This is a genomic window from Leptolyngbya sp. CCY15150 (assembly GCF_016888135.1).
GTDB lineage: Bacteria > Cyanobacteriota > Cyanobacteriia > RECH01 > RECH01 > RECH01.
This window is the reverse complement of the sequence record NZ_JACSWB010000174.1, coordinates 131,710-152,470: the sequence shown is the minus strand read 5'-3', so window position 1 is coordinate 152,470 and position 20,761 is coordinate 131,710. Positions and strand designations below refer to the sequence as shown.

16 protein-coding genes are annotated in these 20,761 nt (G+C 55.7%); 6 read left to right on the top strand and 10 right to left on the bottom strand.

Translation table 11 applies throughout. The features are described from left to right. Positions 1-429: 429 nt before the first annotated feature. Positions 430-1,584, top strand: coding sequence for a response regulator (locus JUJ53_RS12590; protein WP_204152368.1), 1,155 nt, complete (start codon positions 430-432; stop codon positions 1,582-1,584). Here JUJ53_RS12590 and dnaB read toward each other — a convergent pair. From dnaB to gloB, 3 genes are all read right to left on the bottom strand, one after another. Continuing rightward, positions 1,544-4,165 carry a replicative DNA helicase gene (gene dnaB / locus JUJ53_RS12585; protein WP_204152367.1) on the bottom strand — a complete coding sequence of 874 codons (2,622 nt, stop codon included), beginning with the start codon at positions 4,163-4,165 and terminating at the stop codon, positions 1,544-1,546. The two genes, JUJ53_RS12590 and dnaB, sit on opposite strands and share 41 nt — an antisense overlap. A gap of 268 nt (positions 4,166-4,433) precedes the next feature. After that, complete coding sequence (gene rplI / locus JUJ53_RS12580) at positions 4,434-4,901, bottom strand: 50S ribosomal protein L9 (RefSeq protein WP_204152366.1); 468 nt, start codon at positions 4,899-4,901, stop codon at positions 4,434-4,436. Between the two features lie 289 nt (positions 4,902-5,190). Continuing rightward, a complete protein-coding gene (gloB, locus tag JUJ53_RS12575; RefSeq protein WP_204152365.1) occupies positions 5,191-5,964 on the bottom strand; it encodes a hydroxyacylglutathione hydrolase in 774 nt (257 codons plus the stop codon). Between the two features lie 244 nt (positions 5,965-6,208). On the opposite strand from gloB, the gene JUJ53_RS12570 reads away from it, so the two are divergent. Beyond that, positions 6,209-6,403, top strand: coding sequence for a hypothetical protein (locus JUJ53_RS12570; RefSeq protein WP_239125010.1), 195 nt, complete (start codon positions 6,209-6,211; stop codon positions 6,401-6,403). Positions 6,404-6,609: 206 nt separating this feature from the next. Here the strand turns inward: JUJ53_RS12570 and JUJ53_RS12565 are convergent, their stop codons facing one another. Both JUJ53_RS12565 and JUJ53_RS12560 read right to left on the bottom strand, forming a co-directional pair. Next, positions 6,610-7,539 carry an alpha/beta hydrolase gene (locus tag JUJ53_RS12565; protein WP_204152363.1) on the bottom strand — a complete coding sequence of 310 codons (930 nt, stop codon included), beginning with the start codon at positions 7,537-7,539 and terminating at the stop codon, positions 6,610-6,612. A 106-nt stretch (positions 7,540-7,645) separates the two neighbouring features. After that, complete coding sequence (locus JUJ53_RS12560; protein WP_204152362.1) at positions 7,646-9,271, bottom strand: diguanylate cyclase; 1,626 nt, start codon at positions 9,269-9,271, stop codon at positions 7,646-7,648. A 567-nt stretch (positions 9,272-9,838) separates the two neighbouring features. On the opposite strand from JUJ53_RS12560, the gene JUJ53_RS12555 reads away from it, so the two are divergent. Both JUJ53_RS12555 and JUJ53_RS12550 read left to right on the top strand, forming a co-directional pair. Further along, positions 9,839-11,248 (top strand): serine/threonine-protein kinase, encoded by a 1,410-nt coding sequence (locus JUJ53_RS12555; protein WP_204152361.1) that lies wholly within the window; start codon positions 9,839-9,841, stop codon positions 11,246-11,248. 31 nt (positions 11,249-11,279) lie between these two features. Further along, positions 11,280-12,590, top strand: a complete 1,311-nt coding sequence (locus JUJ53_RS12550) for a serine/threonine-protein kinase (RefSeq protein WP_204152360.1) — start codon at positions 11,280-11,282, stop codon at positions 12,588-12,590. On the opposite strand, the gene JUJ53_RS12545 is transcribed toward JUJ53_RS12550, so the two are convergent. From JUJ53_RS12545 to JUJ53_RS12530, 4 genes are all read right to left on the bottom strand, one after another. Then, positions 12,562-14,148, bottom strand: coding sequence for a bifunctional pantoate--beta-alanine ligase/(d)CMP kinase (locus tag JUJ53_RS12545; protein ID WP_343327951.1), 1,587 nt, complete (start codon positions 14,146-14,148; stop codon positions 12,562-12,564). The two genes, JUJ53_RS12550 and JUJ53_RS12545, sit on opposite strands and share 29 nt — an antisense overlap. 56 nt (positions 14,149-14,204) lie before the next feature. Further along, positions 14,205-15,596 (bottom strand): magnesium transporter, encoded by a 1,392-nt coding sequence (gene mgtE / locus JUJ53_RS12540; protein ID WP_204152359.1) that lies wholly within the window; start codon positions 15,594-15,596, stop codon positions 14,205-14,207. 138 nt (positions 15,597-15,734) lie between these two features. Then, positions 15,735-16,817: a 3-isopropylmalate dehydrogenase gene (gene leuB, locus JUJ53_RS12535; protein WP_204152358.1), complete on the bottom strand. Its 1,083-nt coding sequence runs from the start codon at positions 16,815-16,817 to the stop codon at positions 15,735-15,737. A gap of 338 nt (positions 16,818-17,155) precedes the next feature. Next, positions 17,156-18,061, bottom strand: a complete 906-nt coding sequence (locus JUJ53_RS12530; RefSeq protein ID WP_204152357.1) for a sigma-70 family RNA polymerase sigma factor — start codon at positions 18,059-18,061, stop codon at positions 17,156-17,158. A 301-nt stretch (positions 18,062-18,362) separates the two neighbouring features. Here JUJ53_RS12530 and JUJ53_RS12525 point away from each other — a divergent pair, with 301 nt between their 5' ends. Further along, positions 18,363-19,049 (top strand): DUF2301 domain-containing membrane protein, encoded by a 687-nt coding sequence (locus JUJ53_RS12525; RefSeq protein WP_204152356.1) that lies wholly within the window; start codon positions 18,363-18,365, stop codon positions 19,047-19,049. A gap of 263 nt (positions 19,050-19,312) precedes the next feature. Here JUJ53_RS12525 and JUJ53_RS12520 read toward each other — a convergent pair whose 3' ends face one another. Continuing rightward, positions 19,313-19,483 carry a hypothetical protein gene (locus JUJ53_RS12520; RefSeq protein ID WP_204152355.1) on the bottom strand — a complete coding sequence of 57 codons (171 nt, stop codon included), beginning with the start codon at positions 19,481-19,483 and terminating at the stop codon, positions 19,313-19,315. 104 nt (positions 19,484-19,587) lie between these two features. Here JUJ53_RS12520 and JUJ53_RS12515 point away from each other — a divergent pair, with 104 nt between their 5' ends. Next, positions 19,588-20,751 (top strand): Re/Si-specific NAD(P)(+) transhydrogenase subunit alpha, encoded by a 1,164-nt coding sequence (locus JUJ53_RS12515; RefSeq protein ID WP_204152354.1) that lies wholly within the window; start codon positions 19,588-19,590, stop codon positions 20,749-20,751. Positions 20,752-20,761: the final 10 nt, after the last annotated feature.

Below are 20,761 nucleotides of genomic sequence, written 5' to 3'. Positions count from 1 at the left end.
GCTCCGTACCTCCCAAGGACATCAAACTACAAAATCAAACATCGTCTTTTCCGACAAATTACTGAGATAGGAGAACTCTAAGGTCTTTTTTATCGTCATGATTAGGGTGGGTTTGCTGGCGATATAAAGGCGAATCTAAGGGATGATGCATAGTCCCTGTGTAGTCAGAAGGAGGCACCGTCAGGTATGGTCAAGCCATCCGTGAGGGGCTCCCCCATGGGTGGGAGGCTGCTCAGCCGGTGTTGCTGAACGCGATATGATTTGCGCTAACCAGCCGTGAGCAAGACGCTCGTACTTCATTCACCATCAAGGTTGTGTAAGTATCTTGCTCCCATTCTGATTTCATAGTTTTATTCAGCATCGCTGCTCAGCCTTAATCCACATCTACCGCTTTTCAATTAACGCATCACGGGCATCCAGGACTTAACTATGAAAAAAATCTTAGTCATCGAAGATGATCCGTCCGTTCGGGACAATATTGCCGATATCCTCGAATTGACCGACGATTATGCCTTTAGCGTCGAAACGGCGGAGAATGGACAAGAAGGTCTACAGCGGGCTACTGAAAGCTGTCCTGACCTGATTATTTGCGATGTGATGATGCCTGGCCTCAATGGCTATGAGGTTCTGCAAGCGCTGCGGCAGCAGGAATCCACGAGCAATATTCCCCTAGTGTTCCTCACGGCTAGGGTGGAGCGCGATGACCAGCGCTTGGGCATGGAGTTGGGGGCCGATGACTACCTCACCAAGCCGTTTACGGCCAAGGAACTGCTGAAGGCGATTATTGCCCGGCTCAATAAACGCGACGCCATGGAAAAGCAGGTTCAGCACCATCTCGATCATCTGCGCAGTAATATTACCCTATCTTTACCTCACGAGGTTTATACACCTCTCAACGGTATTCTAGCATTCTGTGAGTTCTTCCTTACCCATTATGATTCCATTGATCGTGATGAGGGGCGCGAAATTCTAGAATCTATCCAAACCTCTGGTAAACGGCTGCAGCGACTGGTGCAAAATTTCTTACTTTATGCTCAGCTTGAAGTTACGGCCCATGATCCAGAGCGCCTACGGGGACTTCAGCATGATCGAACTCATGCGCCCATTAGCTCTTTGATTCGTGACTTAACGATACCGCTAGCCGAAAAGCTTAACCGTACTCAAGATCTTACCTTAACTCTGGAAGAGTCTTTTGGTTGGGTATCGGTGTCGATGCTGCAAAAGATACTAGATGAACTCTTCGACAATGCCTTCAAGTTTTCTGAGCGCGGCACGGCAATTGAGATCGACAGTACGACCCATGATGATCAACTAGCGATCGCCATTACCAACTACGGTCGAGGCATGACCGCCGACCAGCTTGCCCATATTGGTGCCTATACCCAGTTTGAACGCTGCTTTCATGAACAACAGGGATCGGGTTTGGGGTTGGCGATCGCCAAACGCATGGCTGAACTGCAGGGCGGCAGCCTCACCATCGACAGCGTGCCCCAAGGCTACACCCGGGTTTGCCTAAAGCTTCCCATTGCCGAGCCGCCGGACGTTAGCGCCGCTCGGGAGATGCTAGATTCCGAAAACGCGTGAACTGGGGCTCAAACAGTAGGCGAATGGTGCCGACGGGGCCATTCCGATGCTTGGTGATAATAATCTCCGCAATGCCGCGATCGGGGGTGTCGGGATTGTAGTAGTCATCGCGGTATAACATCATCACCAAGTCCGCATCCTGCTCGATCGAGCCACTTTCCCGCAAATCACTCATCATCGGTCGCTTATTGGTACGCGACTCTACGCCCCGGCTGAGCTGCGATAGGGCCATCACCGGCACATTCAGCTCCCGTGCCAACCCCTTCAGGGCCCGCGTAATTTTTGAAAGTTCCTGCACCCGGTTGTCGCCACTGCCCTCCATCAACTGCAGGTAGTCCACCAAAATTAGCCCTAAGGAGCCGCCCTTTTCTGCCTGCAGACGGCGGGCTTTGGAACGCATCTCGTTCACCGAGACGTTGGGGGTATCGTCAATAAAAATCGGCAGTTGCGACAGCACGCTGATGGCATGGCCCAGGGGTTCCCATTCATGTTGACTGATGCGCCCAGCCCGCAGCCGCCCGCTTTCGATCTGCACTTCGCTGGAAAGCAAACGATACACCAGTTGCTCCTTCGACATTTCTAGGCTGAAGACCGCCACCGGCAGCTTATGGAAGGCGGCAATGTTGCGGGCGGCATTTAAGACAAAGCTGGTGTTGTGCAAACAGATGTCATTGGCGACGAAATTATGGGTCTGGGGAATGGTCAGGTCATACACCTGCTGCTGCCCCAAGGGTTCGATCGCCGTGATCTCATCCCAATAGATCTCGCTGGTGGCCAACTGCTGCAGCTGTCGGTTATCCAGGGCGATCGCTAGGGCCAGGAGGCGATCGCGGGATAGCCCTCGCTTCCCTACATGTAGATTGGAATAGCCGCGAATGCCGGCCCGCTTTGCCAAGGATGCCCAGGATTCTTGCCCTTTAGCCTGGGCGATCGCTTGCCAGATACCTACGGGAATCAGATCGCGGTTGGTTTGATAGCTGCGTTGGTCAAGCTTGGTTTGCACCTTAGCCAGAATGCCCTCTTTGCCAAACATGCCAATGTCGCTGAGGAAGGTGCGCATGGATAGGGCATCGGTGATATCGATCTGCCAGGTCGTGCGTCGTCCTAGGGATCGTCGTTTGAGCGCGGCAATGATGCCAAAGCGCAGCAGCAGATGCTGGATCTGCCGGGCTAGGCGTTCACTGGGGGTAGCATAGCCCATTTGGCATTGACCGCTGGTCAACACCGTTGCCCAGCCATCGGCGGCGAAGAGGCGATTCAAAAACAGCGCTACCTGGGATCGTCCTAAACGGAATACCGGCGCGGGAATGACCCGATCGCTGCCGTCGGTGCCCCAGATGCCGAGCTGATCCAGCCAGTCGCGCAGGGGATTGCGGGAGGCGATCGCAGCTCCAGCGGAGGCAGTCATGGGCTGGGCAGAGGAAACCACCCGCAGGCGAGATGGACTGCGGTCAGCTTCTAAACCACCGTGGGGCGCATCAAACTGGGCAATCGCCGCCGCAAAATCTTCATGCAAATGGGGATTGCTGTTGACAAAGGTGGGCGAATCCGCCGTTAGGTCGCCGTCGGTTACCAAGTAGGCCAGCACAATCACCGCTGCCGACTGCCATACCTCCCGGCCAAAGACCGCTAGTCGGCGCGGCACCGCAATCCGATCGCCCGGCTTCAGCTCCGCCAGCGATCGCCACCCCTGCACCGTCAGATAGGGATGGCTGAGGGTTGTGGTTACCGATCGTCCCAATCGCGTTGTCACCCGAAACACCGGCTTTTGGCCGTCGTCTACAAAGGCCGAGGGCTGGGCCCAGGAAAACTGCCAGCGATCGCCCAGGGTAAGCACGGTGGCCTCTTGGCGCTGCACAATCTCAGCGATGGTAGCTACCGTACCGTCTTGCAGAACTAACTCTGTATCCGCCGCGCAACACTTACCCATAGCCGGTCGTGCTGCCGTAATAATCAAATCTGAACGCTGGAAGCCTTGGGTCATGGCATCCAGGTCATAAAACCCGCAAGACACCCCTGGCAGCACCATACCCAGGGAACGACTTTCGATATCGGAAAAAGTATCGGTCAAAATATCGGCCGTGGCCACCAAGCTTTGGTTGGGGCGAATTTGGGTGATGCCAAACACCTTTTGTTCAGCTAGATCAAGGATTTTGGGCAACGGCTCCGTGGTGGTGTAGCCCAGTTGCGAAATCTCCGTGCCCACCCGAATCAGGTTGCGCCGCAGGGATTTATCCACGACTAACTGCGCATATTGGTCGATGTTGACGGCGCTAACCGTGCGATCGACCAATTCCGCCAAGCGGCTTTGCCCACCCACCTTGTCGAGCTTGCCCTGATCGCGCAGCCAACTGGTGAGACTCATCAGATCTGTCGGTCGCCCCTGTCCCTGCAGCAGCAGCATGGCCCGATAGATGTCTTGGTGGGCGCTGATATAGAACGCATCTGGGCTGAGAAATTCTGCGACCCGTCCGATCGCATCTGGATCCAGCAGAATTCCGCCTAAGATCGCTTCCTCCGCATCGATATTTTGAGGCGGAACCCGATCGCTATATTCCTGAAAATTGAGCTCGTGAACCATAGGAAACAGGGTCAGACTATCTCATCGACCCAGATGCATCAGCGTACTAGAAGCTTATGCTAGCACCGTCGCTAGAGGTTTTCTCATGTTCTGTCACGAAAAGACTCTGTATGTAGCGTCATGGTTCTAACACACGCTGCCTATGAGTACATGTATACTATAGCACTCCCAAGCAGCGTTACCCACAAAAATCGCCCCCCAACCTTAGGCTAGGGGGCGATCGCCAAGATGTTACCAACCCTGTTGATGCTAGGCAACCGCAGGTTAACTAGGCAACCTTGGCGGCGACAATTTGGACTTCGATGTTGGCGGTCACGTCTGCGTGAAGCTTCACCGACGCCTTGTAGGTGCCGAGGCTATGCACATCAGGGATCTCAATGCCGCGCCGGTCGATTTCTTGTCCGGTTTTTTCGAGGATCACATCTGCCAAGTCTTGGCTGGTCAGCGTTCCAAAAATGGCATTGCCTTCACCCACTGGCTTGGTTACCGCAAAGCGACCAATGGTTTCTAGGGCAGTCTTTTGAGCTTCTGCCTGTGCTTTCACCGCCAGCAGCCGTTCACGTTCTTTTTCTCGGCGCTGGGCAGCCTGCCGCAGAATGCCGGGGGTGGTGAAGGAGGCCAACCCTTGGGGTACTAAATAATTCTTCGCGTATCCGGGAGCAACTTCAACCAAGTCGCCATTTCTACCAAGCTTGCTCACATCTTTGGTGAGCACCAACTGAATCCGTTTTGCCATGATGCCGATCGCTTTTCCTGCTATCGCTTGTAGAACGAGGATGGCAGCAACCTACCAAGCCTCACGGGTGAGAAAGGATGGGCGCATGCCCTGTTGCCCTTAGATCTAAAACAGGGTCAACCGCCTAGCCAAGAGTAAACTTTTCCATCGCAATGCTGGGAAAATCTTTGGCCAGAACTTCAATCTTACCGATAAACGAGGGGCGATCGCAACCCTTTGATTAAAAAAAACTGGATGGATGGATCCAAGAACCGGCGCTAGCCCACCACATCTTAAACACCATCTGTCTCTAAAACAAATCTTTCATGCCGCGCAGGCGGGCAAAGGTACGCACCGGTTCCGTGGAGCCAGCGATCGCCTGCAGAGCTGGGACGTCCCATCGCAGGAAGGGATTGGTTTGTTTTTCAAGTCCCAGAAGGCTGGGTATGGTGGCCTGCTGCTGTTGTCGGGCAACCCGCACTTGCTCTAGCCGGCTCTGGAGTTGAGGATTATCTTGATCAACCGTCAGAGCAAAGGTCAAATTCTGCAGGGTATATTCATGGGCACACCAGATCCGGGTCTGATCGGGCAACGTCCGCAGGCGACTCAGCGACTGCAGCATTTGGGCCGGTGTCCCTTCAAGCAACCGGCCGCAGCCGCCGGCAAAGAGCGTATCGCCACAGAATAGATCCCCCGGTTGGGCGGGCTGGAGCGGCGGAAAATAGTAGGCGATGTGGGCAAGGGTGTGACCTGGCACAAACCAGACCTCACCGACGCGATCGCCAAAGGAGACGCGATCGCCATCCTCTAGGAAGACCTGTTGTCCCGGAATGCGATCGCGATCGGCTGCTCCTGCATAGACAACCGCCTTGGGATAGCGCTGCAGGAGTTGATGGTTACCCCCCACATGGTCGTGGTGGTGGTGGGTGTTGAAAATTGCCGTCAGGGTGGCACCATGGCGATCGAGCCAGGCTAGAACAGGCTCGGCCCTAGCGGGATCAACCACGGCAGCCTCGCCGGTTTCGGGATGATGACAAAGAAAGATGTAATTGTTGGATAAAACGGGAATTCGGTGAATTTCCATAAGAGTCGTGACCTATTGTTACAATTCTAGATCATTTGCCCTGTCTAGGTTTACCGAGTCTTTAAGCAGGGCTTATGGGGACTTGATCCAATTCATCCGGTTTAAGATGAGAATGGAAGGTAGACAAAAAAACGTCCATGACATCTGTGAACATTTGCCTAGCAACATGACCCATCTTCCATCAGCGATTTAGCCGTTGTTTCAAGATGATCATCTGCGAGGTGACCCGAGTATGGTTTGGGCCATGCCAACAAAATTAGACCGATCAATCAGCAACATTGTGGAGCGGGTGATGGCGGCGCGGGAAATTAGCCGTCAAGAGCATTTGCAGCTCACCTCTGCCCTCCTCGCCAACTATCAACTCACCGATGAGGAACGTCGCCTCATCAATCGTGTGTTTGACCATGTACGCATGGGAAAACTCACCATGGTTGACTAGTGCCGCCAGATAGAAGAACGAAGACAGAAAAACGGAAAGGAGTCCAGGACACACAAGGGTTCCCGCCTTAGCAACTAGGCGGGTTGCTTCCGCTGCGGAGTACTAGTATCGGGCGGCAGACATCTCTTGACGACCCTCGCGCAGGCGTCTCGTCTGCAGCAAGCCAGAGGCTGGCGCGACAGGGGACAAATTTACGCCATGAAGGACTAGGTACCGGCTGGTTTTCCGGAAGGAACGGAGGCGATCGCCCCAAAGTGGTGAATGGCGTTGGCCGTTGCGGCGGGCTGTTCTAAATGGGGCACATGTCCACAGCGCTCCACCCACACCAGTTGATGGGCAACAGTTCGTCCTTGCAGGGCTTGGTCAAAGCGGTGGGCATCCGCCGTTCCCAAAATGCGATCCTCCTTGCCCCACAGAATTAACGTCGGCGGCACGAGCTGGGCAATGCTGTTGGCCAGGCCGGTATATCCGCCACTTTGGGTGAAGGACACCATGGCCTGCCGCCAGTTGGGACAATCGAGATGGAGGGCTGCACAGGCTGCTGCATCGGCGGACGCAAACGTCGGGTCAAAGTAGGCTGTTTTGCTAATGCGATCGCGCACCCAAGGATTTTTCAGCACCTCCGTTCCCAGATAGGCCAGGGGAGCCAGCAGCGGGCCGCTCGGCCCCTTGGCAAAACCGGCACTGTCGATCAACACCAGTTGCTGCACGCAGTCGGGATAGGTCAGGGCAAAGTCAATGGCCGCCGCACCTCCCATGGATGCACCCACGACGATCATGGGGCGCTGGATCAGAGCCTGCCAGGCGGTATAGAGATGGAGCTTGATATGCTCTGGGGTGATTGCCAGCCCTGGGGGACGTTCGGTAAAGCCAAAGCCAAGCAGATCGATCGCCCAGGTTTCATGGTGCTCCGCCAACAGCGGCAGCAGACGGCGAAATTCCATCACCGAACTATCAAACCCGTGGAGCAACAGGATGGGAATGTCTTGGCGATCGCCCTGGTGGACATAGCCGGTGATGATGGGAGTGTCTAAAAGCGGGGTGGCGATCGCCTGCTGTTGAATGTTCTGGGCTAGGGCAATGGAGGTTGCTTCCGTGAGCTGCTGAACGCGGGATGAGAGAAATCGGGGAAACATAGGGAATGAAACACCATGGCATAGGAGATACAGCCTACGGGCTGCCCTTTCTATGGTGCCATTTTTGCGTAACTGCCGGCCATGGTTGAGCCTGATCGCCCTGAAGCTACGGCTCCTTGGGGGGAGGACAATCTGAGGCATCGGCTAAAACTACGCGATCGCGCCCAGACGATTTGGCCCGGTATAGGGCCATGTCGGCCGCCCAGATCAACGCATTACCGGTTTTGGCATGGTCAGGAAAGGTGGCCACTCCAGCCGACACGGTAATATTCCCTAGGGATTTACCTTGATACTTCATGGTGAGATAGCGAGTATCGTGGCGTAAGCGCTCTGCTCGTCGGTAGGCCGTTGCTTGATTAGCGTTCGATAACAACAGCAAAAACTCTTCCCCGCCATAGCGACAGGCAATGTCTGTACTGCGGATAAATCCCTTGAGAAACACGCTAAAGTCTCGTAGAACTTGGTCGCCTGCCAGGTGCCCGTAGGTATCGTTAAAGCGTTTGAAATAATCAATATCCACCATAATGATGGCGACAGAAACGTTGCCATGGCTGGCTCGGTGCAGCATATCAGCCAACATTTTGGTCATATAGCGGCGGTTGTAGAGCCCTGTCAGCGGATCCAGCAGGTTTTCCTGTTCTAGGGCCTCCAATCGTTGCAGGGTTGACAGCGACAGCGCTAGGTGGCTGGCCACCATCTCGGCCCGCTGGCGTACATCCGGCTGCAGGGCCCCTATGTGGGGAAAGCGTAAGGATAAAACGCCGATGGTCTGATCTGCCACCCGCAGCGGCAAGCAACAATGAACCCATCGCTGGGAGGCATCACGGCAGGTTGTACAGGCTTGGGTGCTTTCTTCTAGATTTTTGGGGGGAGATTGAACAGCCCAGCAGTGCTTGGCTAGTAGACAATCGCTGCGGTAAGCCGTATTTCCCCAAAGGGCTAGGGACTTAAACACTTGGCAATCGCCATCACACAACAACACCCAGCCGCTACTGTCGGGAAACAGTTGGGGCAACACTTGCGCAATCAAAGGGCCAGCTTTGCGGATGGATGCGCCTAGCTGCAGCTCATAGTTTAGGTGCTGTAGAAGCCGTAGGTATAGATTTTGTTGCTTGACGTCGGTTAACACCGGCGAGGGCACTAAGGCTTGCATCGGCCGCGACTGCTGAGCGGCCGGGGGAATTCGCCAGGTGGGTTCTGCGGGGCGATCGCCCACCAGTCCCACAATTTCATGGCTGAGGATGCGCAACAGTTCCATCACCCGAGGTGAGGCGGGCTGGGGCTGGGTATCGAGCACCGACAGGACGCCCATGAGCCCTAAGCGATCGCCTATGAGTGGAATGCCGGTGTAGGCACGTAGGTAGGGCCTGCTAGCAATGTGGGGCAGCCGATAAAATTGAGGTTCGTTTGAAGCATCTTCAATGTGCAACGGCTCGGCCTTCCTCTGCACATGACCATCAAAGACCAGAGAGTGGGGTGTCTGGTTATAAGACGTGATAGGCCAACCCTGTTGCGCAACCAGGCAAAGGCGATCGCCTTGGCAAAAGGTGATCAGGGCAATGGGGCGTTGACAGAGGTCTGCTGCCAAGCCCACCAGCCGATCTAGCTCGGTCTGCACAACAGAACAGCTATCCAACTCTTTGTCCTGCAGACTGTCTTGCGCGACTAAGTCTGCACTTACCTTGGGATGTTGCGTCATGGAGAGGAAAAGAGCCTTGCTCAATGTAGCCAAGACGAGCGTTCCTAAGCGTGGTCTTTAGGGACATTGCTCAGAGTTGTCCTCATCTGTTTAGGTACAGGTCAGATACAGCTAACATAACCATTACACATTCGATCGAGATTCCCTTAAGACTAGACCACTTCTCATCTACACAAGGATCATGATTGGCGACCTGTGCTTGGTCAATCTGTGCTCGGTCAATCTGCTTCTAGGCGCTGTCTTGATGGCTTCCGTAAACGCTTAGGCGTGCAGCATCTCTGGCGCATACTATGAGTGTGAGGAGATGAGTGTGAGGAGAATGGCGGTGTACGTATCCAAAAACTTGGTGCGATGGTTTCTAAACGATCTGAACCCTGATAGTGACCTAGAAAGATGTAGTCAGAAGCATCTGCCTTCGATAGGGCGCTATCTGTATCAACCTTTGTTGATCAAGCAGATCAGCCATCGATGACAGGCGTGAACGACACTCATGCTTTAACCATAGAATCTCCTATCCCCTGACCGCCATAATATAGACAATTTGTGACATCATCGTGGAGATCTTCAACGTCCATTGTCCTTGCATCACGGATGTACCCCATGAAAGCGCTTCATCAACCGGGTGATGTGGTCAGCGATCGCTACCAAATTGTTAAAGAACTGGGGCATGGTAGTAGCGGCACGACCTACGAAGCGCAGGATCTCACGACCCATCAACCAGTGGCGCTGAAGGTCGTATCCCTGCTGGCAGCGACAGACTGGAAAGTGCTGGAACTCTTTGAGCGAGAAGCTCAGGTGTTGGCCAATCTCGACCATCCGCAGATTCCTAACTATATTGACTACTTTAATGTCGATTCGGCGAGCGATCGCCTGTTTTATCTTGCCCAAGAACTAGCGGTGGGGCTATCTCTACAGGCCAGGGTGGAGCAGGGATGGATGGCTACGGAGGAGGAAGCCAAGCAGATCGCCGCTCAGGTTTTAGAGGTGCTGTGCTATTTACATCAGCGGGTGCCGTCGGTCATCCACCGCGATATTAAACCCGCCAACCTCATTAGCCGCAGGGATGGCAGCATCATGGTGGTTGACTTCGGAGCCGTCCGCCATATCTATCGCAATACCCTAACCATGGGCATGACTTTTGTGGGCACAGCCGGCTATATGCCCCCGGAGCAATTTCAGGGACGGGTGCGCCCTGCTTCTGATCTCTACAGTTTAGGAGCCACACTGGTGTTTATCCTCTCGGGGCGATCGCCCGATCGCATCCCCCAAGCCCGCATGAGGCTAAACGTTCAGCCCTATGTGACGGTCTCGCCGCCTTTCCTGCGCTGGCTAGAACACTTGCTGGAACCTGCCCTAGAGGATCGCATCCCCACTGCCGCCGAAGCGTTGGAACAGCTCCAGCAGGTTGATGCTCCAACGCCTCGGGTGCCGGTCATCCCCGACGATCGTCCATCCCTGGATGCCCTAGAGCAGCGCCCGCCCTCTGCCAACAGCGTTCAGTATGAGCGATCGCCCCATCGACTATATTTACGCATCCTCCCCTCGCGCCATCGATCCGGTGCTTGGTTTAGCATTCTGTTTTGGTCAGTCTTGGGCGGTCTGCCGTTTTTAGGAGCCCTGACCTCGATCGTCGGTGCTTTTCTTGCCATGATCTTCAGTGGCCCCGCTGGCATTTTACCGTTCTTTTTCAGCTGGCTCTTCCTCCTCAATCCGTTTACCCTGGTCAGTGCCGCTATGCTGCTGATCCTATGCACCCATGAAACCCAACTGGAGATCGATCAGCAGACCTTCCATCTCCAGTTTTCCTGTGCTGGGTACACCTACCGCCACTTGATGGGAGAAACCCGTCGTCTCCGGGGCGTTGTTCGTCGCAATGCTTACTGCACCCTGCTCTATGGGGTGATTCCTTACTCGTTTGGCGGGTGGCTCAATCCTAGGGAGCAAGACTGGATCATCTACCAGCTCGCTGATTTTGTGCAGCAGGCCAACCACCCCGACGCGATGTCTTGATAACCCCTGCCCTTACCCTTGCTGATACCCTATGCGTGACTCTCTTCATAGCCTGGGCGATCGCATCGCCGATCGCTACCAACTCACCCGTCTTCTAGGCCAGGGCGGCATGGGCAGCACCTATGCGGCGGATGATTTAGCAACCCAGCAGGCCGTGGCCATTAAAGTTGTATCGCTGCAGCAATCTGCCGACTGGAAAACCCTGGAACTGTTTGAACGGGAAGCCAAGGTGCTGCAAAGTATTGACCATCCCCAAATTCCCGACTATCTCGACTATTTTCATCTCGACACCGAGAGCGATCGCCGCTTTTACCTCGTTCAAGAGCTAGCGCCGGGAGTTTCCCTAGCGGATTGGGTGGCCCGGGGCTGGCGTACCGATGAAGCTGGGGTGAAAGACATGGCTAAGCAGCTTCTCGATATTTTGAACTATCTGCACTGGCTAACGCCGCCGGTGGTGCATCGGGATCTCAAACCCCGCAATGTGCTGCGCTGTGACGATGGTCGCCTGTATCTGGTGGATTTTGGCGCAGTGCAAGCCGTCTATGGCAACAAGCTCACCCACGGCGGCACCTTTGTGGGCACCTTTGGCTATATGCCCCCAGAGCAATTTCGCGGCAAGGCCTACTTCGCCTCCGATCTCTACGCCCTAGGAGCAACCCTGATGTTTGTGCTCACGGGGCGATCGCCCGCCGATTTGCCCCAGCGCCGCATGAAAATTGATGTGCGCGACTGCATCCAGGTCTCCCCTGATTTCACCCATTGGCTGGAGAAAATTCTAGAGCCAGCCGTGGAAGACCGGTTTCACTCAGCTCAGGAAGCCCTAACGGCCCTGCACCTGCCTGCGCCCAAGGCCATCGAAGCGGTGTCCCGAACGCCGCGCCCGGTGGGCAGCCGCATGACGATCGCCCGTCAGCCCGATCGCCTCGATATTCAGATTCCGCCACCCCGATTGAAACCAGCGATCGCTCCTGTCTTGGTGATCACGGGGTTATTGATAGCGATCGCCTTCAGTCTGGGCTTCTACCTCGGCGCTATCTTACTGCTGCTGCTGCCCTTATGGATTCTTGCCGCAGGGCCCAACAGTCGCCGCACGCTGATCCTCACCCGCGAGACCTTTACCTGTGAGTGGCAAGGCTTTGGGTTCAATGGACACTATATTGGCAGTTGCGATCGCTTAATCGATGATTCTGCCAGCTCCCATCTCTCACCGCTTACCTCACCGCTGCCAGCCGCCCTGCTGGGTACCCCCTTCCAGCAGCGGCTATGGCTATGGGGGCTCACCGCCGCCGAGCGGCAGTGGCTAGCGGCGGAAGTTAAAGAGTTTGTTCGGGAGTTGGGCTAATGCGTTCGTGGTAGAGGCGCACAATCTGGGCCGTCACGTCCTCAATCGTCAGGTGATCGGTTTGCAGCTCAATGGCATCATCGGCTTTGCGCAGGGGGGCAATCACCCGAGTGCTATCTTTGCGATCGCGTTCATAGATAGACTGCTCCAGATCATCCAGCGCTGGCGTACCTTGACCTTGGTTTTTCAGATCCTGCTGGCGGCGGCGGGCCCGCTCCTGCACCGAGGCGGTGAGAAACAGCTTCAGCTCGGCATGGGGAAAGACGTGGGTACCAATATCTCGTCCTTCCATAATCACGCCACCCTGGCGACCATAGCGCTGCTGCTGCTGCACCAAGGCCTTGCGAACATAGGGCTGAGCTGCGATCGCCGACACCTGATCGGTCACCTCTGCTGTGCGAATGGCTTGGGTAACATCGTGACCGTTGATCTGCACCTGGCAGGCCTGGGCCACATCGGGGGACGGCAGCAGTTGAATCTGGCATTGACTGACTAATTCAGCGATCGCTGCCTCGTCTTGAGGATCCAAACCCTCATGGAGCGCCAGCCAGGTCACCGCTCGATACATGGCCCCTGTGTCTAAATACAGCAGACCCAATTCCTGGGCCACCCGACGCACCACCGTGGACTTGCCAGCTCCGGCCGGCCCATCAATGGCCACAATGGGAGCGCGGTTCCGCAGCAGTAGATTATCAATCAAGCGCGTCGAGCCAAGCCGGGCAGCGATCGCCACCAGACCGACGTCATCAATCTGATCCAGGGGAGCCATCGTCCCAGGATGCACCAAGTCTACATATTCTGGCTGCACCCCGGCTTCGGTCTCCAGTTCCTGCTGTATCGCTGCCAACAGATCGTCCCGTTGCCGCACCCCTTGACGGAACTGTGCCTCAGCCCGTTGCAAACTGCGGTAGAGCACAGCGGCCTGCGATCGCTCTTCCTCGGATAGGTACTGATTGCGGGAGCTATGGGCCAAGCCCGACGCCTCGCGCACGATACCACAGCCGCAGATGTCCACCGGTAGATTTAGATCGGCGACCAGTTGGCGAATGATGGCAAGCTGCTGGGCATCTTTCTGGCCAAAATAGGCGCGGTGGGGCTGCACAATATTCAGCAACTTGGTGACCACCGTGGCCACGCCCTCAAAGTGACCGGGGCGGGCCAAGCCGCACAGTCGATCCACCAGCGATCGCGGCGGGATTACCTGGGTGAGGCGATCGCCTGCCGGTTCTTCACCATAGAGATCGGCCACCGTTGGGGCAAAGATCAAATCTACCCCCGCCTCTTCACATTGCTGGCGATCGCGATCTAAGGTTTTGGGATACTGCTGCAGATCTTCCTGGGGGCCAAACTGGAGGGGATTGACGAAAATGCTGACCACCACCACGTCATTGTCGCGGCGCGCCCGGTGGATCAAGCTCATGTGCCCCTCGTGCAGCGCGCCCATGGTGGGCACCAGGCCAATGCTCAGGGGTAAGGGCTGAGCCTCTAAGTCTGGTGCCGCTTGGCGATAGGCATCCAAGGCACAGCGTAAACCCACCACGGTAGAAAACAGGCGCACCATAACCCCCCGATTGTTACTCAATGTGTATCCTTTCAAGATGCCGCACGGTTGATCTAAAACCCTAGGGTGACCCGTGCCAAGTTTAGGTAAATCAGCACTCCCAGCACATCTACCACCGTTGTAATAAACGGAGCCGACATCAGAGCCGGGTCGAGCTTGAGGGCTTGGAACAAAAATGGTAAAGCTGACCCCGACACAGAAGCGAGGATGGCAATGACCACCAAGCTACCACCCACGGCGATCGCTACCGGGAGATTGCCTTGCAGCCAGAAGGCCCAAACGGTCACCATACTGCCCAGCATCAGCCCTAAAAATGCACCGGCGATCGCCTCTCGCCAAATGACCCGCCAGGCACCCGATCCGATAATTTCATCGGTATTTAAACCACGAATGACCACCGTAGACGACTGTGCGCCGACATTACCGCCCGTGCCCACCAGCAGCGGGATGAAAACGGCCAGCACCACCACCTGCTCTAGAATATCTTGCTGGGATTGGATCACCGCACTGGTGGCCGTATTCGTGACCAGCAGAATCAACAGCCAAGCCACCCGTCGCCGCGCCACCGTCCATAGATTCGTTTGAAAGTAATCATTGGCTCCCGTCTGCACGCCACCTAGGGTATAGATGTCTTCGGTGATCTCCGCTTCCAATACATCAATGACATCGTCCACTGTGACAATACCGACCAGGCGCTGCTCCGCATCCACCACCGGCACTGCCAGGAAGTCATAGCGCTGAATCACCCGAGCCACTTCTTCTTGATCCGTATCGGTTTTCACCGAGACAAACTCCCGCACCATCAGATCCCCCACCTGCTGCTCAGGCTGAGCCGTGACCAGGTCTCGCAGGGAAAGAATGCCTGTCAGATGGCGGGCGGCATCGGTGATATAGAGGTAGTACACCGTTTCGCTGAGATGGGCGAGGTTGCGAATATGCTCCAGCGCCTTGGTCACCGTCCAGACTTCCTTCAAGGCCACATACTCCGGGGTCATAATTCGCCCAGCCGTATCCGCCTCGTAGCCCAGCAACAGCGCCGTTGCCTGCCGTTCTTGGGGGCTCAGTTCTGCTAACAGGCGACTGACCACCTTCGCGGGCAACTCATCGAACAGCCGCGCCCGATCATCCGGCGACATTTTGTCTACAATGTCGAGCACATCTTGGCGCTTGAAGTCTTCGATCAGCGTCTGCTGCACCGATGAATCGAGGTGCTCATAGACATCAATAGCCTCACTTTTCGACAGCAGCCGAAAGGCGATCGCCTGCATGGCATCGGGCAACTCTTCAATGGCATCGGCAATATCCGCAGAGGGCACCGGCACCAGCAACGCCTTAGCGCCCTGGAGATTACCTTGATCTAGCAATGAATGGAGCTGCGAACGAATCAGCTCGCGCAGTTCTTGGCGCGAAATGGTGGGAGAGAAGGTTGAACTATCGCGCTCCATGGCTATCTGTGATCCAACGTAGTGGGTCTCGCCTGTTGAATTCTAATCCAAAAGAATCGCGAGGTGGGACTCTTCGGTCAATTCATCGCCGACTGGCCCTGAGACCAGCCGGGATTTTGGAAGAGGAGAAGCGATCGCTTACCCCAAGGCCTTCAGCAAGGCCTCGCCCATGGCTTCGCAGCCTACTAGGGTCATACCGTCCGACATAATGTCGCCGGTGCGATAGCCTTGGTCGAGCACGGTCATTACCGCCTGCTCTAAGCGATCGGCGGCCAAGGGTTGATTGAGGCCATAGCGTAGCATCATCGCAGCGCTCAACACCTGGGCAATGGGGTTGGCCTTGTCCTGCCCGGCAATATCTGGGGCCGATCCATGCACGGGCTCAAACACACCGGGGCCAGCACTGCCTAGACTAGCCGACGGCAACATGCCAATACTACCCGTGAGCATCGCTGCTGCATCGGAGAGAATATCCCCAAAGAGGTTCCCCGTCACAATGGTATCGAACTGTTTGGGCCAGCGGAGTAACTGCATGGCCGCGTTGTCTACATAGAGATGGGACAGTTCCACATCGGGATAGTCCTTGGCCAGCAGGGTCATGCGATCGCGCCATAGCTGCGACACTTCCAGCACATTGGATTTATCCACCGAGCACAGCTTGCCGCCGCGTTTTTGGGCCGTTTCAAATGCCACCCGCCCGATGCGGTCTACCTCTGCGTCTTCATAGACCATGGTGTTGACGCCGCGCTTTTGCCCCGACTCTGTCTCAAAAATCCCTCGGGGTTGGCCAAAGTAGATACCGCCGGTGAGTTCCCGCACCACCATAATATCGACACCTTCCACCACCTCGCGCTTGAGGCTAGAGGCATCGATTAACTGGGGCAAAATGGTGGCCGGACGCAGGTTGGCAAACAGGCCCAGACCCGCCCGCAATCCTAAAAGACCGCGCTCCGGACGCTGATGATTGGGCAGAGAATCCCATTTAGCACCACCGATGGCGGCTAGCAATACGGCATCACTCTGACGGCAAATGCTTAGGGTTTCATCCGGCAACGGACTGCCCGTGGCATCAATGGCCACGCCGCCCATCAAAGCATCTTGGAAATCAAACGTCAGATCACACTGTTGCCCGACGCGCTCCAGCATTTTGACCGCAACAGCCATAATTTCAGGGCCGATGCCGTCGCCGGAGAGAAGTGTGATGCGGTACTGCTGTGTCATGGGTGGGACATCCCGAACGAAGGTGATTGGGCTGCGATCGCCCCCTCATGTAGGATGGCAACCTCGCAGCAACTTAGCATTCTATCCCACTTTGTACAGATCTCCAGCCGCTAGCTAGAGAGAATCCTTCCCTCAGCCGTTTCCCGCTCCCCAAACCACACTCTGCCCGGGCCGCCTAGTTGTCTAACTCTGGTTGCGCTATTCAAGGGTAGGGAAGTCCTCTTGAATCAAGGATTCCTCTCGAACCAAGGAAATCAGCCCCTGATTCTCTTGTCAGACGTTTTTCATCAGAAGCCGCTGCCATGACAGGCATTGATCAAGATGCCCCACAATGAGGACTATGGAGCCGTGGACAAACTCCGCGAACTCGGCGATCCACTCTTTTGTTGCCGCACTTTACGTTTCAACTGATTCATAGCCTTGCGTTCGAGCTGGCGTACCCGCTCCCGCGACAGGTTGAGATCTCGACCCACGCTCACCAGGCTGGCCCGTTTCCCGTCCACCAAGCCATAGCGGGCGCTGAGTACATATTGCTCCCGAGGCGGCAGTCCATCCAACAGGGTTTGAATAAACTCCCCGGTTTCCAAGAGTTCAGCCATTTCTAGGGGATTGGCATTGTCGGTATCGGCCAACAGCTCGCCCAGGGCAGTCTCCTCATCGCGCCCCACTTTATGATCTAAGGAGATCACAGCACGGCTTTGGATGAGCAGCTTTTTCAAATCTGACGACGGCATACCCAATTCCTCCGCAATCTCATCGAGAGACGGCGATCGCCCTAGGGCAACGGTGAGGGTACGGGTGGCGGATTTGAACTTGTTGAGCTTCTCTGTAATATGTACCGGCAGGCGAATGGTGCGCGAGGATTCCGAAATGGCTCGGGTGATACCTTGACGAATCCACCAATACGCATACGTGCTAAACTTATACCCTTGGGCTGGATCAAACTTCTCAACCGCCCGGTTTAGTCCGATTGATCCTTCCTGAATTAGATCCTGGAACTCCACACCCCGCCCCTGATAGCGCTTTGCGATGGATACCACCAATCGCAAATTAGCTTGAATCATGCGGTGCTTGGCACGGCGTCCTCGCTGGAAAATGTCCTGTTGCTCAGGTGTAACATCTGCCATCTCCTGTACGGAAAGCATGGCTTGCACTTGACGCGACAGCTCGATTTCTTCCGCTGCACTGAGCAACGGTGTTCTTGCTACTTCGTGAAGATAGTCACGGATTGTGTCCACAGTCATAACGAGACACTACATCTAGAGTTTCCCCATAACATAGCACCTCATCACGCGATCGCAATACTAAAAGTCCCAAAGTGGGACTGTTTTGGGGTTAATTTTTATAACGTGGCGGTTCTAAACCCCCACAGCCTTGCTAGAGCCTGTTTCCCTTGGGGTATGAGCATGGACTGTTTTGTCACTGTTCAGGGGGAGGTTGCTCAAGGCAAACCCGATTTCAATTCTGGCTTAAGCTGGAAGGAGACAATGTCGTTTACCTAGCGGTAGGGGTAGACGATCTGCACACCAGCTTTGGGAGGTCACGATGATCCGTCCACCATCCTCAGGTTTCCTAGATATAGAGTCCAACGCGGTCTATCAAGGGCAGTTCGGCTCCTTTGTGATTGATGAACGCGATCGCCGCGAGGTGATGATCTATCGCCTAGGGTTGGGCATGGCGGCTCTTTGCTTTGCTGTGGGTGTTGCCTTGACCCTGAGCGGCCTGGTGACCGTCGATCAAGCGGAGATCTTGACCTGGCTCTATGCCGGCATGATGGTGGGTCTGGGGATCAGCCTATGGATGATCCATATCTATATGGCCGTTTTGCATCGCGCCCTACAGGTTTTTTGGGCCATGGGAGCGATCGCCTCAGGAGCGATCGCCTTCTCTAGCCCCGATCCCCTCTGGGTGACGGTTTATCAGCAGCCCCTGAGCATCTTCGGCATTGGCTTGGGTGCCGTTGCTTTGACGGGAATTTTCTTCAAAGAAGCCTTTTGTTTCAACCGTTTGGAGACCAAAGCGCTCACTGTAATCGTGCCCTTACTGCTGTTGGGACACCTGGCAGGATGGCTGCCCCTATCTGCCGAACGAGGCTTGCTGGCAACCTGGGCCGTCCTGTTTGCCATCTTTGCCCTGCGCAAGGCCATGCAAGCGATCCCGCCGGATATTGGCGACAAAAGCGTCTTCGCCTACCTCGAACAACAAAAACTTGGTAACGTTTCGTCTCCCTGAATTCTTAGGAAAGCCTGAAAACTAGAGGGTTTCTCCCCACTTGTCAGGTAGGTTTAGGTAGAGTCGGTTCAAGAATGGACAGGATCAACGCAGCGTGAGGGCGATCGCCCCGGTGTCTGTGGAGCCCTTAGCAAGGCAGACCGGTGGTTCACGGCCTGAGCCCACCAGGAATGCCCATGAACTGGCCCTCTCAGGATGAGAGATTCAGGGCAGCTCTACACATAGCCCGATGCATGATGACCATGCATAGATCTGCGCTAGCCCTACACCATTCCCACCGGTTTTTTGCCAATCCGTTGCCGCACTCCCAGCTCAATGAGCACCGCGATCGCCTGAGGCGGCGGGCCCGTCAGCGGATGACATACCCCCGACCCTTCCCCTAGACGTCCTGAGCTAGGGGTGTCCTCTATGGGTAGACATCCACGGATAGACATCCACCCTGTCACCGATGATCCCCACCGATGGTTTAGCCATTTGGGTTACCCAGTGGGGCGGGGGATCACGATGATTCGCAGCGACAGAACATGAAGGAGAGTTAATGAAAATAGCGGTTGCACGAGAAACAGTCATGGGAGAGCGCCGGGTTGCGCTGATTCCGGATACAGTCAGTCGCCTAGTCAAACAGGGGCTGGAGGTGCTCCTAGAAGCAGGCGCTGGAGAGGCGGCCTACTTCTCCGATGCCGATTACGAGGCGGCGGGAGCCACGATCATCAGTGACACCGCCCAACTCTGGGCTGAGGCAGATGTGCTGCTTAAAGTTAGCCCGCCTCAGGATCATGACGGCTACGCAGAAACCAGCCAGCTTCGAGAAGGGGCTACCCTGATTGGCTTTTTGAACCCCCTGGGACATCCCGAGGGCATTCAGTCTCTAGCTCGACGGCGCATTACCGCCTTCAGTATGGAACTGATCCCGCGCACCAGTCGGGCGCAAAGCATGGATGCTCTGTCCTCCCAGGCCAGCGTGGCGGGCTATAAAGCGGCTCTGATTGCGGCCACGGCTCTGCCCAAATATTTCCCCATGCTCACCACCGCTGCTGGCACGATCCGCCCGGCGAAGGTGTTTGTCATGGGAGCTGGGGTGGCTGGTTTGCAAGCGATCGCCACGGCTCGTCGTTTGGGGGCTGTGGTGGAAGCCTTTGACATTCGCCCTGCGGTGAAAGAAGAGGTGCAAAGTTTGGGGGCGAAGTTTGTGGAAGTGCCCTTGGATGAAGAAACCGTTGCCGAGGGTGGCTATGCCCGAGAGGTATCGGAAGCTGCTAAGGAGCGATCGCGTCAAGTCGTAGCTGCCCACATTGCCCAGGCCGATGCTGTGATTACGACCGCCCAAGTGCCGGGCAAAAAAGCGCCGCTGTTGGTGACCGAAGAGATGATTGCCGGCATGAAACCCGGTTCTGTGATTGTGGATCTCGCTGCCGACCAAGGCGGTAACTGTGCCTACACCCAGGCGGGTCGTGATGTTGTGCGTCATGGGGTGACGATTATTGGGCCCACCAACCTACCGGCCTCTGTACCTGTTCACTCTAGCCAGCTCTACGCCAAGAATATCCTCACCCTGCTGAACCATCTCATCAAAGACGGGGACCTGCAGTTGAACTTTGAGGATGACATCATCGCGGCGGCCTGTGTCACCTATGAAGGCGACATTCGCAATACCCGCATCAAAGATGCCCTGATGGTGGAATCTGCGGTGAGCGCGGGATAGCAGTCAGTCA